This is a genomic window from Micromonospora sp. LZ34 (assembly GCF_052981855.1).
In genome coordinates this window covers 1-13,396 of record NZ_JBRIQN010000019.1, presented here as the reverse complement: position 1 = coordinate 13,396, position 13,396 = coordinate 1, and the positions used below count along the sequence as shown (strand labels likewise).

General features: G+C 71.8%; 11 protein-coding genes and 2 tRNA genes. 10 read left to right on the top strand and 3 right to left on the bottom strand.

The genetic code is table 11. The features are described 5' to 3' along the window. Positions 1-28 precede the first annotated feature (28 nt). Complete coding sequence (locus tag ACVCAH_RS20405) at positions 29-3,046, bottom strand: Hsp70 family protein (protein ID WP_447137767.1); 3,018 nt, start codon at positions 3,044-3,046, stop codon at positions 29-31. Between the two features lie 229 nt (positions 3,047-3,275). On the opposite strand from ACVCAH_RS20405, the gene ACVCAH_RS20400 reads away from it, so the two are divergent. The 4 genes from ACVCAH_RS20400 (at position 3,276) to ACVCAH_RS20385 (ending at position 6,401) form a co-directional block, all read left to right on the top strand. Beyond that, the gene (locus tag ACVCAH_RS20400; RefSeq protein ID WP_447137766.1) at positions 3,276-4,073 is read left to right on the top strand and encodes a S1 family peptidase; all 798 of its coding nucleotides are present in this window, start codon (positions 3,276-3,278) and stop codon (positions 4,071-4,073) included. Positions 4,074-4,320: 247 nt separating this feature from the next. Next, positions 4,321-4,842 (top strand): GNAT family N-acetyltransferase, encoded by a 522-nt coding sequence (locus ACVCAH_RS20395; RefSeq protein WP_447137765.1) that lies wholly within the window; start codon positions 4,321-4,323, stop codon positions 4,840-4,842. A gap of 194 nt (positions 4,843-5,036) precedes the next feature. Beyond that, positions 5,037-5,774: a VOC family protein gene (locus tag ACVCAH_RS20390; RefSeq protein ID WP_447137764.1), complete on the top strand. Its 738-nt coding sequence runs from the start codon at positions 5,037-5,039 to the stop codon at positions 5,772-5,774. Positions 5,775-5,876: 102 nt separating this feature from the next. Further along, positions 5,877-6,401, top strand: a complete 525-nt coding sequence (locus tag ACVCAH_RS20385; RefSeq protein WP_447137763.1) for a tyrosine-type recombinase/integrase — start codon at positions 5,877-5,879, stop codon at positions 6,399-6,401. Between the two features lie 65 nt (positions 6,402-6,466). Here the strand turns inward: ACVCAH_RS20385 and ACVCAH_RS20380 are convergent. Next, positions 6,467-6,537: transfer RNA gene (locus tag ACVCAH_RS20380), tRNA-Gly, on the bottom strand. 298 nt (positions 6,538-6,835) lie between these two features. Between ACVCAH_RS20380 and ACVCAH_RS20375 the strand changes: the two genes are divergently transcribed. The 6 genes from ACVCAH_RS20375 (at position 6,836) to ACVCAH_RS20350 (ending at position 12,301) form a co-directional block, all read left to right on the top strand. Beyond that, positions 6,836-6,909, top strand: a tRNA-Pro gene (locus ACVCAH_RS20375). Positions 6,910-7,047: 138 nt separating this feature from the next. Further along, complete coding sequence (tig, locus tag ACVCAH_RS20370) at positions 7,048-8,394, top strand: trigger factor (protein ID WP_447137762.1); 1,347 nt, start codon at positions 7,048-7,050, stop codon at positions 8,392-8,394. Positions 8,395-8,569: 175 nt separating this feature from the next. After that, entirely contained in the window at positions 8,570-9,211 is a 642-nt protein-coding gene (locus ACVCAH_RS20365; protein WP_447137761.1) for an ATP-dependent Clp protease proteolytic subunit, read from the top strand. A gap of 10 nt (positions 9,212-9,221) precedes the next feature. Further along, entirely contained in the window at positions 9,222-9,884 is a 663-nt protein-coding gene (locus ACVCAH_RS20360) for an ATP-dependent Clp protease proteolytic subunit (protein ID WP_447137760.1), read from the top strand. Positions 9,885-10,090: 206 nt separating this feature from the next. Continuing rightward, positions 10,091-11,386 (top strand): ATP-dependent Clp protease ATP-binding subunit ClpX, encoded by a 1,296-nt coding sequence (gene clpX / locus ACVCAH_RS20355; RefSeq protein WP_447137759.1) that lies wholly within the window; start codon positions 10,091-10,093, stop codon positions 11,384-11,386. Positions 11,387-11,503: 117 nt separating this feature from the next. Next, positions 11,504-12,301: a carbon-nitrogen hydrolase family protein gene (locus ACVCAH_RS20350; RefSeq protein ID WP_447137758.1), complete on the top strand. Its 798-nt coding sequence runs from the start codon at positions 11,504-11,506 to the stop codon at positions 12,299-12,301. A gap of 6 nt (positions 12,302-12,307) precedes the next feature. Here ACVCAH_RS20350 and ACVCAH_RS20345 read toward each other — a convergent pair whose 3' ends face one another. Further along, positions 12,308-12,535, bottom strand: coding sequence for a hypothetical protein (locus ACVCAH_RS20345; protein WP_447137757.1), 228 nt, complete (start codon positions 12,533-12,535; stop codon positions 12,308-12,310). Between the last annotated feature and the right edge of the window lie 861 nt (positions 12,536-13,396).

Below are 13,396 nucleotides of genomic sequence, written 5' to 3'. Positions count from 1 at the left end.
CCGGTGCAAAACGGGCGTCGTTCCGGCGCTACTGCTCGGCGAACCGGTAGAGCACGAAGTCCTTGGCCGCCCCGCAGACCACCACGCTGGTGTTCCACGAGCAGGTGTCGCTCCGGACGTCCTTGAGCTGCCCCAGCTCGACCACCTTGCCCGAACTCGCCGGCACCCCGGCGACGCTGCGGTCGTCCTCCACCGAGCTGAGCCGGTCGGCGAAGACCAGCAGGTTGCCCGCGTCGATCCGGACCGGGACGCCGTCCCGGTCCTTCAGCACCGCCCGGCCGTCCGGGCCGAACAGCGTGCCGGCCGGCTCAGGCGAGGTGCGCCGGGTCAGCAGGTGCTCGCCGAGCGGCACCAGCACGGTGGCCTCCGGCGCCGGCCAGCGCTCCGCCCGCTCCTCGGTGACCGCCACCACCTCGGTGGTCTTCGCGTCGCCGCCGGCCACCTCCAGCAGGCAGACCCGCTTCTCCCCGCAGGGCACCAGCGCCTCCGGCCGCCGGCCCTCCCCGGCGGTGTAGAGCAGTTCCGGCTTCGCGCCGCTGGTCAGGTCGTACGCCAGCAACTGGTAGCGCGACTCGTCGGCGGCCACGTAGAGCCGGTCGCCGTGCGCCACCACCAGGTCGTCGTTGTCGGCCGCTCCGGCACGGGTGCGGACCACCGTCCCGGTGGAGGTGTCGATCAGCCGCACCGAGCGGTCCGCGCCGACCTGCACGATCCGGCGTGCCTCGCCCCGCCACGGGTCGCGGGGAGCGCCGTTCGGGAAGGCCGGTCCGCCCAGTGCCTCGTCGGTGGTGACCGGGTGGACGCTGGTGCGGGTGCCGCCGTACTCGTCGCGCGGGTTGGGCTCCGTCCAGGCCTCCGCGCCGTCGTCCAGGCGCAGCCCGACCAGCCGGTCGAGGGTCCGGTCGACCAGCACCGCGACGTCCTCGGCGAAGAGCACGTCGTCGTCGCCCCGGATCGGCTCGTCCCACCGTTTGTCGCCGGACGCGCCGTCGAGGACCACCAGGTCCCGCGGGGTGTCGGTGGAGTTGGCGTCGGCGAAGACCGCAACCGCGTCCGGGAGGGCGACGATCCGCTCCCACCGCTGCGCGGACCCCCCGACCTGCCGGCGCCACCGCTCCGCGCCGGTGCGGGTGTCGACCGCGACCACCTCCAGCCGGCCGTCCGGCAGCGGGTGGGCGAGGTAGGCACGGTCGCCGAGGACCGCGGTGAACATGTCCGTCGGGCGTTCCGCCCCGGCGGCCACCCGCTCTACCTCGGCGACCGGGTTCTGCCACTCCAGGGCCGGATAGCGGTCCCGGGTCCAGTACAGCACCGCCGCGACGGTCACGCCGGCGAGCGCCAGCACGGCGCCGAGCGTGATCCACACCGCCCGGCGGCGGGAGATTCCCGGGCCGCCGGGCGGAGGCGACACCGGCGCGCCGGAGACGGGTACGCCCGGCCAGCCCGGCGGCGGCCCGCCTGGCCCCGCCGGAGGTACCCCGGACGGCCCGGCGACCGGCGGCCGCGGCTCGGCGAGCGTGGCGGGCGGCGGGGGCGGGCCGACCAGCGTGGCCGCGGGCGGCGCGCCGGTCCCGGCGGGGGCCGCCGGGACGGTCGGTTCAGTTGCGGCCAGGCCCGGCGTCGACGGGACGGTCTGCTGGGCCGGCGCCGGGGCGGCCGTCGGCGGTGCGGCGGGGCTGGTCGGTTGCGCGACGGGTACGGCCTGCGGCGGCGGTCCGGCCGGAACCGTCGGCGGCGCGGCCGGGCTGGTCGGGTGCGCTGCCGCCGGGGTGGTCTGCGCCGGAGTCCCGGCGGGCCCGTCGCCCGGGATCGCTACCGGCGCCGCGGCCGGAACGGGTGGCGGGGCCGGGGCAGGTGGCGGCGGGGCGGCCGCGGGGGCGCCGAAACCGGCCGCGACCCGGGCGGGCCGTGGCACCGGCAGGTCGGTCAGCGCGCCCTCGGCCACCGGCAGCTCCGGCTGCTCCAGCACCGTCGGCGCCACCCCGAGCTCGGCGTGCAGCAGCCGGGCCACCAACGGGGTCCGGGTGGCGCCGCCGACCAGGAAGAGGCCGGCGAGCTGCCGGGGGTGCAGGCCGGCCGTGTCGAGCACCTCCCGGGTCACCGCCACGGCCCGGCGCATCAGCGGGGTGGCCACCCGCTCCAGGTCGTCCCGGGTGAGCGGGACCGCCGCTTCCACCCCCGGTACGGCGACCGGCGCGACGCTGGCCCGGGACAGCATCTCCTTGGCCCCCCGGACGTTCTCCCAGAGCTGGTGACGCTCCCGCCACTGGGTCGTCGACTCCGGTCGGGTGAGCGTCGCCCAGCGGGCCGGGTGCGCCCCCGCGACCACCTCGCCGAGCCGGGCGAACAGGGCCCCGTCCACGTCCAGCCCACCGAGGTCGGCGGCGCCCCCCGCGGCCACCACGACGAACCCCGAATCGCCCCACGGGTCGGCGCCCTCGTTGCGGACCACGGCGACGTCCAGGGTGCCGGCGCCGAGGTCGAAGACCGCGATGGTGCCGCCGACCGGCACCGGCCGGCGGAGCACCTGGGTGTAGTAGCGGGCGGCGGCCACCGGCTCCCGCAGCAGCCGGGTCCCCGGCGGGGTGGGGCCGGACATGGTGTGCTCGGCCGCGGACGGCCAGCCGGCCAGGGCGAGCGCGTCGCTGAGCACCTGGCGGCGTGGCGCGTCCCAGGTGGCCGGGCAGGTGAGCACCGCCGGGGGGAGGAAGCCGACCGCCTCGACCGCCGCCCGGGCCACCGCGTGCAGCGTCGCGGCGAGCAGTTCCGCCGGCGGATACCGGCGGTCGCCCAGGGCCACCGCCGGTTCGTCGATGCGGCGCTTCGGGTGCGGCTCGTACCGGCCGGGCTCGGTGCGGGCCAGCCGCTGGGCGTCGCGGCCGGCGTGCAGCACCCCGTCCGCGTCGGCGTACACACCGGAGGGAATGATCGGCTGGCCGTCCAGCAACAGTGGACGGGTCTGCCCGTCGGGGCGGCGGAGCACGGCCACCGTGTTCGACGTGCCGAGGTCGACGCCGAGGGCGTATCCCTCGTGCTGGCCTGCCATCTGCCGATACCTCCGCGGGACGAGGGGATGCCCGGTCCCGCATGGTACGCAGCCCGCGCCGCACCGGGGTCGGCCGGTCGGGCCGACGCGCCGGGACCCTCGGTGGGCGCCGTATGACCGAGTCGGGATGGAATCCATACATTGCCATTTATCAATGAAAGTGCGTAGGCTCCCGCCATCACAGCTACGGCGCGGTCACGAGGCGCGCCGTCGAGGCTTGGAGGGGACAATGGTGCGTTGGCGCACACTCGTCGGCCGGACGGCGGCCGTGTTGGCGGTGGTCACCGCCGGAACGTTCGTGGCGGCCGTGCCGGCCAACGCGGCGCCGGACGACGGGATGACCCCGTACGTCGTCGGCGGGACCCGGGCCGCCCAGGGCGAGTTTCCGTTCATGGTCCGGCTCTCGATGGGCTGCGGCGGCGCGCTCTACAGCCCGCGGCTGGTGCTCACCGCGGCGCACTGCGTCGGCCGCACCGGCACCAACACCAGCATCACCGCCACCCTCGGCGTGGTCGACCTCCAGTCGTCGAGCCGGATCCAGGTCCGGTCCAACTACGTCTACCGGGCGCCCGGCTACAACGGCGCCGGCAAGGACTGGGCGCTGATCCGGCTCGCCACCCCGGTCACCTCGCTCAGCACCCTCAAGATCGCCAACACCACGGCGTACGACAACGGCACCTTCACCGTGGCGGGCTGGGGTGCGGCCCGGGAGGGCGGCCCGCAGCAGCGCTACCTGCTCAAGGCGACCGTCCCCTTCGTCGACGACACCACCTGCAACAACTACTACGGCGGCGACATCATCCCCGGCGAGGAGATCTGCGCCGGCTACGCCAGCGGCGGCGTCGACACCTGCCAGGGTGACTCCGGCGGCCCGATGTTCCGCCGGGACGCCTCCAACGCCTGGATCCAGGTCGGCATCGTCAGTTGGGGCTACGGCTGCGCCCGACCCAACTACCCCGGCGTGTACACCCAGGTGAGCACCTTCGCCTCGGCGATCGCGTCGGCCGCCGCCAGTCTCGGCGGCTGAGTCGTACCGCGTCGGTGGCCCGGCCGTGTCCGGCGGCCGGGCCACCGGCCTGCCAGCCACAGTGCCTGGAACACCTGCACGGTGCGCGGCTCCTAGGACGCTGCTCGTCCGCGTCGAGGCCGGCCGCCGTCGTGAACCGCCCAGTCCAGCGTGGGGGCGCAGCGCTGCTTCCCGCCGGTCGGCCGGAGGCCCGGTACCGACTGATCGCATCCGCGCACGTCCCGATCCGGGCCGCTATCGTCGCCGGATGCCCGAGCTGATCAAGCCCACCGTCCGCCTGCACGCCGCCTGGCTCGAGGCGCGTGCCGAGTGGGGCCCCGGCGTCCACGAGGACGGGTTCGGACTGCGTCCGTCCGATGAGGTGGACTCGCCGGACGGCTTCGCGGCCTGGGTGGCCCGGCTTTCCGACACGTCGGGTCCGGCGAACCCACCCGATGCCGGCGGGCGGCGGTGCACGTACCGGTGGATCGTCGAGGGCGATCGGGTGCTCGGCGGGATCGCGCTGCGACACGGGCTCGACGACTTCGTGCGGCGGGTGGGCCACGTCGGCTACGGCATTCGGCCGTCCGCGCGCCGACGCGGTCTGGCGACCTGGGCGCTGGGCCGGATGCTCGACGTGGCGCGGAGGGACGGCCTGGACCGGGTGCTGATCGTCTGCGCGGAGGAGAACATCGCCTCGGCGAGGACCATCGAACACCACGGAGGTGTCCTCGAGGGCATCCGGGACACCGAACTCGGGCCCGCTCGGCGCTACTGGATCAAGCTCTAGCGACGAGGCATCCTCCGGCGCCGGAGGCGACGGGGCGGGCGACGGGCTCGCGCACTGTCAGTGCGGAAGGACGAGGATCACTGCCCCGACCCACGGATGGCCCATGATGGTTCAGGTTCAGTCGTCGTGACCGGGAGCGGAGCGAATGTGTCCCCGCTGCGGGGTCGCAGCGCACAAGCCCTAGCATCGTCGGGATGGCAACGCGGCTTGTTCAAATCAACATGAAGGCTCGGGACGACTCCGCGCTGGGCGGTTTCTGGGCGGAGGCGCTCGGCTGGGGAGTCTCCAGCGAGGGACCGGGCGTGACCAACCTCGAACCCGAGGGCTTCGTCTACCCCGACCCGGTCGCCGTCTGCCTTGACCTCATCGTCTCCCCGGAACCCAAGACGGTGAAGAACCGCGTGCACGTCGACCTCGCCACCACCTCGGCGGCCCATCAGGCGGAGGTGGTCACGCGCCTGAAGGATCTCGGCGCAACACCCGCCGAAGTAGGCCAGGGTGACGTCCCATGGACGGTCATGGCGGACCCAGAGGGCAACGAGTTCTGCGTGCTGGACCCCCGACCGCTCTACCGGGACACCGGGCCGATCGCCGCGGTAGTGGTCGACTGCGCGGATCCGCGAGCCATGGCCCGCTTCTGGGGCAAGGCCATGGACTGGACCCTGCACGAAGTGACCGACCACAACGCGGTACTGCGCTCCGCCAAGGGCGTCGGCCCATATCTGCAGTTCCTCCGCACACCCGACGTGAAGACCGTGTGGAACCGCGTCCATCTCGACGTCCGCCCATACCCAGGTGACGACCTAGAAGCCGAGGCGGCCAGACTGCGGACTCTCGGCGCCACCGCCATCGACCTGGGCCAGAGCGATGTCCCGTGGACGGTCCTCGCCGACCCGGAAGGCAACGAGTTCTGCCTCCTCGCCCCAGGCTGACCCAAACCCTCGTCAGCCGCTCGCTACGGCCACGAGCCCGGACTTTGCGACGCCTGCTCGGTTCTCGGCGCTCGTCGTGGGCGCGGTGCTCTCGGATCTGCGGTGGGCGAGCTGGTCGCCCTCCGCCGCCGGGACATCGACCTCGACGCCGGCACGGTACGGGTCACACGCAAGCTCGCCGCGCTCCGGAGCCACCTGGAATTCGGGCCGCCCAAGTCGGCGGCCGGGGTCCGGGTCGTCACCCTGTCGGCGGCCGCCCTGGAGGCCCTGCGGGCGCATCTGGCCGAGTTCACCGCCGCCGACGCTGACGCCCCGGTCTTCACCGGCGACAAGGGCGCGCTGCTGCGAACCGGCAACTTCGGCGGGTCGGTCAAGTGGACTCGGACTGTCGCAGCACTGGGGATGCCCGGCTTTCCCTTCCATGACCTGCGGCACACCGGCAACACCCTCGCCGCCGCATCAGGGGCGAGCACCCGGGAGCTGATGCAGCGGATGGGTCACGCGAGCATGCGGGCCGCGTTGATCTACCAGCACGCCACCACTCAGCGCGACAAGAGCATCGCCGACGCGCTCAGCGCCGGCATCGCCGAGGAACGGGATCGGGCACGTAGCGGGCACGGCCGCTAGCCCAGGCGGCGGACATGAATAAGGCCCAGGTCGGACGCCTCGCCTGACCTGGGCCTTTTCGTCTGAGCGGGCGACGGGAATCGAACCCGCACCGTCAGTTTGGAAGACTGAAGCTCTGCCATTGAGCTACGCCCGCGTACGCCCCGACACGCGGGGCGCGCCGACAGCCTACCCAATGCCCCCGCCGGACGCGCAGCCGTGTACCGGCGCGTCGATCGTCAAGATCCACGCAACTTCGGGGAAGTAGTTGCCTCCCGACGGCGGGAGGCCACTACTTCCCCGAAGTTGTCGCCTCGGGGGCGGCCGGTGCGCCTCGGGGCCGTGCCGGCCGGTCCGAGCCGGGGAGGAAGATGTCCGGTTGGTGCGCGTTCGGCGGGTTGGGGGAGGACCCGACACGTCCCGTGGGACGCGACGGCATAGACTGCTCGTCGCCACGGGGTGTGGCGCAGCTTGGTAGCGCACTCGCTTTGGGAGCGAGGGGCCGTGGGTTCAAATCCCGCCACCCCGACTGTCGTCCGCGGCCGGTGCCACCGGGCCCGCCGTCCGTGCGGTGCCCGGGCGCTGCCGGCGCCCCCGGCCGGCTCGCCTACACTCGATGGGCTAATTGCGCCCAGACTCAAACCGAGATCCGTCAAGGAGTACGCCTGTGAAGAGCACCGTCGAGACTCTGAGCCCGACGCGCGTGCGGCTCGCCATCGAGGTGCCGTTCGTCGAGCTCGAGCCGAGCCTCAAGAAGGCGTACCGGGAGATCGGTTCGCAGGTGCAGGTTCCCGGCTTCCGCCGGGGCAAGGTGCCGGCCGCCGTGATCGACCAGCGGGTGGGCCGGGGCACCGTCCTCAACGAGGCGGTGCAGGAGGCCATCCCGCAGAACATCCTCGCCGCGGTCCGCGAGCACGACCTGAAGACCCTCGGTCGCCCCGAGGTCGAGATCACCGAGTTCAACGACGGTGACTCGCTCAACTTCACCGCCGAGGTCGACGTCCGGCCGGAGATCACCCTGCCCGACCTGTCCACCATCGAGGTGACCGTCGACGAGCTGCAGATCGACGACAGCGAGATCGAGGAGCAGGTCAAGAACCTGCGCGAGCGGTTCGCCACCCTGAAGACCGTCGAGCGGGCCGCCCAGGAGGGCGACTACGTCCAGATCGACCTGAACGCGACCGTCGACGGCGAGGACGTGCCGGGCGGTTCGGCGAGCAACATCTCCCACGAGGTGGGCAGCAAGCAGCTGCTGCCGGGCCTGGACGAGGCCGTCGTCGGCCTGGCCGCCGGCGAGAGCACCACCTTCACCACCCAGCTCGTCGGCGGCGACTTCGCCGGCCGCGATGCCGAGGTGGCGGTGACCGTGCGCACCGTCAAGGAGAAGGAGCTGCCGGAGCTCAACGACGAGTTCGCCCAGATGGCGAGCGAGTTCGACACCATGCAGGAGCTCCGTGACGACCTGCGGGAGCGGGTCACCCGGGGCAAGCGGGTCGAGCAGATCTACGCCGCCCGGGACAAGGCCCTCGAGCAGCTGGTCGCCGCCGCCGAGGTGCCGGCACCGGAGGGGGTCGTCCGCGAGGAGGTCGACAGCCGTAAGCAGGCGATGGTCGACCAGCTCGAGCGGATCGGCGCCTCGCTGGAGGAGTACCTCGCCGCCGAGGAGAAGACCGAGGAGCAGATCGACGCCGAGCTGGCCGAGGCGGCGACCCAGGGCGTCAAGGTCCAGCTGCTGCTGGACACCCTCGCCGACGCCGAGGACGTCCAGGTCTCCGACGACGAGTTTGGCCACGAGATCGTGCACCGGGCCCAGCGCGCCGGGATGGCTCCGCAGCAGTACTACGACCAGCTGGTCCAGTCCGGCGCGGCCGGTGCCGTCTTCGGTGACGTCCGGCGCGGCAAGGCGCTGGCCTCGGTCATGGAGCGGATCAAGATCACGGACACCGCCGGCAACGAGGTGACGCTCGACGCGCTGCGCGCCGCGGGCGAGGCCGAGCACGACCACGAGCACTGATCGTCCGGGTGTCGGCCGCCGTCCGCCGCTCGCGGTGGACGGCGGCCGAAATCCTTTCCGGGGTACGCCTTTGCGGCTCAGCTGCGCTGAGAGCGAACAGTGCCCCGACCGGGACTCTGCGGCCCGGCCTAGCGGTTAGTGTCGGGTAGGACGGTACGGAGAGCGAAGGGCTGCCATGACCGACATGCACATCCCAGCGAAGCCGCTCCGGGCGATCGAGGCCCGCGGTGGCGACAACATTGGCAACCTCGACGACTCGGTCTACAACCGGTTGCTCAAGGAGCGGATCATCTTCCTGGGCAGCGAGGTGACCGACCAGGTCGCCAACCGCATCTGCGCGCAGCTGCTGCTGCTCGCCGCGGAGGACCCGGACCGCGACATCAACCTCTGGATCAACTCGCCGGGTGGCTCCGTCTACTCCGGCATGGCGATCTACGACACCATGCAGTTCATCGACAACGACGTGTCGACCGTCGCGATGGGCATGGCGGCCTCCATGGGCCAGCTGCTGCTCTGCGCCGGCACCAAGGGCAAGCGTTACGCCCTGCCGCACGCGCGGATCATGATGCACCAGCCCTCCGGCGGTCTGGGCGGCACCGCGTCCGACATCGCCATCCAGGCGGAGCAGATGCTCTACACCAAGCGGATGTTCCAGGAGCGGGTCGCCTTCCACACCGGCCAGAGCCAGGCGCAGATCGAGGCGGATTCGGACCGGGACCGCTGGTTCACCGCCCAGGAGGCCATGGACTACGGCTTCATCGACAAGGTGATCATCGGGGCCGCCCAGGTTCCGGATGGCGCCGGGACCCTGAGCTGAGGAGCTGACGATGACCGATCTGAGCCTGCCGCCCCAGTTCGCGGCCGTGCACAACCGCTACGTCCTGCCGTCGTTCGTCGAGCGCACGTCGTACGGGGTCAAGGAGTCGAACCCGTACAACAAGCTCTTCGAGGACCGGATCATCTTCCTCGGCGTCCAGGTCGACGACGCGTCGGCCAACGACGTGATGGCGCAGCTGCTGACGCTCGAGGGCACCGACCCGGACCGCGACATCATCATGTACATCAACTCGCCGGGTGGTTCGTTCACCGCCATGACGGCGATCTACGACACCATGCAGTACGTCCGGCCGGACATCCAGACGGTCTGCCTGGGCCAGGCCGCCAGCGCGGCGGCGGTGCTGCTCTCCGCGGGCACCCCGGGCAAGCGGATGGCGCTGCCCAACTCCCGGATCATCATCCACCAGCCGGCCACCGAGGGCGGCTACGGGCAGGGCTCGGACATCGAGATCCAGGCCCGGGAGATCCTGCGGATGCGGACCCAGCTCGAGGAGATGCTCTCCCGGCACTGCAACCAGCCGATCGAGAAGGTCCGCAAGGACATCGACCGCGACAAGATCATGACGGCCGAGGAGTCCAAGGAGTACGGGCTGGTGGACACCATCCTCACCAGCCGCAAGAAGGGCCTGCTGGCGGCCAACGCCGCCAGCTGATCAGTACCGGGTCGGAGGTCGGCCGGGAGATCGCTCCCGGCCGACCTCTGACACACCCGTTTTGGGGGTCGGAGAATGCTCCGCCAGCGGGTAACGTCGGGTCTGAACCGCTTCGCTGGTCGACCGGCGGGGTGAACGAGGCGGACGGGTTAGACGTTCGCAGGTCATGGCCGGGTCCCCGGCCGATGAGTGCAGGGAGAACGTAGGTGGCACGGATCGGTGACGGCGGCGACCTACTGAAATGCTCCTTCTGCGGCAAGTCGCAGAAGCAGGTCAAGAAGCTCATCGCGGGCCCCGGGGTCTACATCTGCGACGAGTGCATCGACCTCTGTAACGAGATCATCGAAGAGGAGCTGGCCGAGTCCGGCGAGGTGAAGTGGGAAGAGCTTCCCAAGCCGATGGAGATCTGCCAGTTCCTCGACAACTACGTCGTGGGGCAGGACCAGGCCAAGAAGGCGCTCGCCGTCGCGGTCTACAACCACTACAAGCGGATCCAGGCCGAGGCGGCCGGCGCGCCGGGCTCCGGCAGCGACGCCGTCGAGCTGGCCAAGTCCAACATCCTGCTGCTGGGCCCGACCGGCTGCGGCAAGACCCACCTGGCGCAGACCCTGGCGCGGATGCTGAACGTCCCGTTCGCCATCGCCGACGCCACCGCGCTCACCGAGGCCGGTTACGTCGGCGAGGACGTGGAGAACATCCTCCTCAAGCTGATCCAGGCCGCGGACTACGACATCAAGCGCGCCGAGACGGGCATCATCTACATCGACGAGGTCGACAAGATCGCCCGCAAGTCGGAGAACCCGTCGATCACCCGGGACGTCTCCGGCGAGGGCGTCCAGCAGGCGTTGCTGAAGATGCTGGAAGGCACGGTGGCCAACGTGCCGCCGCAGGGCGGGCGCAAGCACCCGCACCAGGAGTTCATCCAGATCGACACCACCAACGTGCTCTTCATCTGCGGTGGTGCCTTCGCCGGGCTCGACCAGATCATCGAGGCCCGCACCGGCCACGGCGGCACCGGCTTCGGCGCCCGGCTCCGGTCGGTCTCCGAGCGGTCGACCGACGACATCTTCAGCCAGGTCATGCCGGAGGACATGCTGAAGTTCGGGTTGATCCCGGAGTTCATCGGCCGCCTTCCGGTGATCACCAACGTGCGCAGCCTCGACCGCACCGCCCTGGTACGCATCCTCACCGAGCCGCGCAACGCGCTGGTCCGGCAGTACCAGCGCCTCTTCGAGCTGGACGGCGTCGAGCTGGAGTTCGAGCAGCCCGCGCTCGAGGCGATCGCCGACCAGGCGATGCTCCGCGGCACCGGTGCCCGCGGCCTCCGCGCGATCATGGAAGAGGTCCTGCTCTCGGTGATGTACGAGGTGCCGAGCAACCCGGACGCCGCCCGGGTGCTGATCACCCGCGAGGTCGTCCTGGAGAACGTCAACCCGACGATCGTTCCGCGCGAGTTCACCGGCCGGCGCGCCCGGCGGGACCGCGAGGAGAAGTCCGCCTGATCCGCGGGGCAGGGCGCGCGACGGTCGCCGCGCCCTAGCCGCCGAGGCGTCGGCGAGCCGACCAGGCGCGTCAGCTGACGCTGTCGCGGTGGCGCTCCCGGCCGTACGCTGAAGGCCATGCGTGTCGCCGTCTGCCAGCTCAACGCCCGCGACGACCGGAAGGCCAACCTCGCCGCCGCGGCGGCCCTGGTGGAGCGCGCGGCGGCCGCCGGCGCGGACCTGGCGGTCCTGCCCGAGTATGTCGACTACCTGGGCCCGGCCGCCGGGCTGCCCGAGCCGGAACCGGTCGACGGCGAGGTGGGCACCTTCTTCACCGACGTCGCCCGGCGGCTCGGCATCTGGCTGATCGCCGGCTCCTTCCACGAGGCCGGCCCGGATCCGGCGCACACCTGGAACACCTCGCTGGTGTTCGACCGCGCCGGCGCGCTCGCCGCCAGCTATCGCAAGATCCACCTGTACGACGTGGAGATCCCCGGCCGGGTCTCGTACCTCGAGTCGGCCACCGTGGCGCCGGGCGACCAGCCGGTGGTGGTCGACGTCGAGGGGCTACGGGTGGGGTTGTCGATCTGCTACGACCTGCGCTTCCCGGAGCTCTACCGGCAACTCGCCACCGAGGGCGGGGCCCAGCTGCTGGTCGTGCCGGCGGCGTTCATGCTGCACACCGGGCGGGACCACTGGGAGGTGCTGCTGCGGGCGCGGGCCATCGAGAACCAGTGTTTCGTCGTCGCGGCCGGCCAGACCGGCGACCACGAGCCGGGCCGCACCTGCTTCGGGCGCAGCATGGTGATCGACCCCTGGGGGACCGTGCTCAGCCAGGTGCCGGACGGTCCCGGTTTCGCCGTCGCGGATCTCGACCTGGAGCGGCAGCGGACCATCCGTGCCGAGCTGCCGAGCCTGGCAAATCGCCGGCTCTGACCCGCCTCACCCCTGCAGCAGTACGCCCACCAGCGCGAACCCGGCGATCGCCGCCGCGGTGACGAGCAGGGCGGTGCTCATCCGGGAGGGCCCGCGCCGCACCAGCCGGGCCACCGAGGCCAGGACGACGAAGACCACGAAGGCGCCGATGACCAGCTGCCAGAACGGCAGCAGCAGCCCGAGCAGCGCCTCCTCGGCGAGCACCGTCGCCGGAAGCCGGGACACGTCATCCATGCCGAACACTCTGGCACGCCGCGGCCGCTTTGGGGACCGGTGCACCGACCAGCACCCGAGCCGTCCCGGCGTCCCTGCTCCGGGGGAGCCGGGCGTTGAGGTGGTCGGACAGGAACCGGCAGCGGCGGCGCCGCGGGAACATGCGGTGGTGCCCGGCCGCTGGTCGCGTGCCACACCGCCGGCACCCCGCGGAATGCTCCGGGGAAGCCCGGCGTTGAGCCTCGGACAGCAACCAGCAGCGGTGGCGCCGCGGAACATGCGGCGGTGCCCGGCCGTTGGAGGTTGAGTCCGGGGTGCGACACCCCGACCGCCGGCGTCCACGCGGAATGCAGACGTGGCCCCTGGCGTTGGAACCTGTAGCGGGCTTCCGGCACGGCGCGCCCACTCAGTGGCGAACGTTGATTTGCCTTCCGGGGGCCCGCCGCGTAACTTTCTCTCTGCACGCGGGAGGCCGGACAAACCGGCCGAGAGCGGGCGCCAGGCTCGTGGCGGAGACGCCGAGCGAGGCTGGGACCGGGCGGTGCGGCTACTCCGGAAAGACGGGGTTGCGATCGCGAGGCCGACCGGGTAGAGTTTCGAAGCCGGCAGGAGCCGGGCGGATGGCCGCGAAGCGGCGATCGGCCGGTCTGCGGCTTCCCACGACAGAAACGACCGCCGGATACGGCGTGCGTCGGCGTGGGGCCGGAACGAGCCAAGTTGATCACCTCGGACCGAGGTTGACGGCGCGGAGCGGACCGGGTAAGTTCGAGAGGTTGCCCCGGACGGATCCCAGATGATGGGATGTCGGATGGTGTGTGGTTGTTCTTTGAGAACTCAACAGGGTGCTTGATAAGCCAGTGCCAATTTGATTTATACCCCGGA

Excerpts from the sequence above, each read along its gene's own strand:
- ACVCAH_RS20400 (WP_447137766.1), top strand. The coding sequence starts at position 3,276 with ATGGTGCGTTGGCGCACACTCGTCGGCCGGACGGCGGCCGTGTTGGCG.
- ACVCAH_RS20345 (WP_447137757.1), bottom strand. The coding sequence starts at position 12,535 with ATGGATGACGTGTCCCGGCTTCCGGCGACGGTGCTCGCCGAGGAGGCG.
- ACVCAH_RS20365 (WP_447137761.1), top strand. The coding sequence starts at position 8,570 with ATGACCGACATGCACATCCCAGCGAAGCCGCTCCGGGCGATCGAGGCC.
- ACVCAH_RS20405 (WP_447137767.1), bottom strand. The coding sequence starts at position 3,046 with ATGGCAGGCCAGCACGAGGGATACGCCCTCGGCGTCGACCTCGGCACG.
- ACVCAH_RS20390 (WP_447137764.1), top strand. The coding sequence starts at position 5,037 with ATGGCAACGCGGCTTGTTCAAATCAACATGAAGGCTCGGGACGACTCC.
- ACVCAH_RS20360 (WP_447137760.1), top strand. The coding sequence starts at position 9,222 with ATGACCGATCTGAGCCTGCCGCCCCAGTTCGCGGCCGTGCACAACCGC.
- ACVCAH_RS20395 (WP_447137765.1), top strand. The coding sequence starts at position 4,321 with ATGCCCGAGCTGATCAAGCCCACCGTCCGCCTGCACGCCGCCTGGCTC.
- ACVCAH_RS20350 (WP_447137758.1), top strand. The coding sequence starts at position 11,504 with ATGCGTGTCGCCGTCTGCCAGCTCAACGCCCGCGACGACCGGAAGGCC.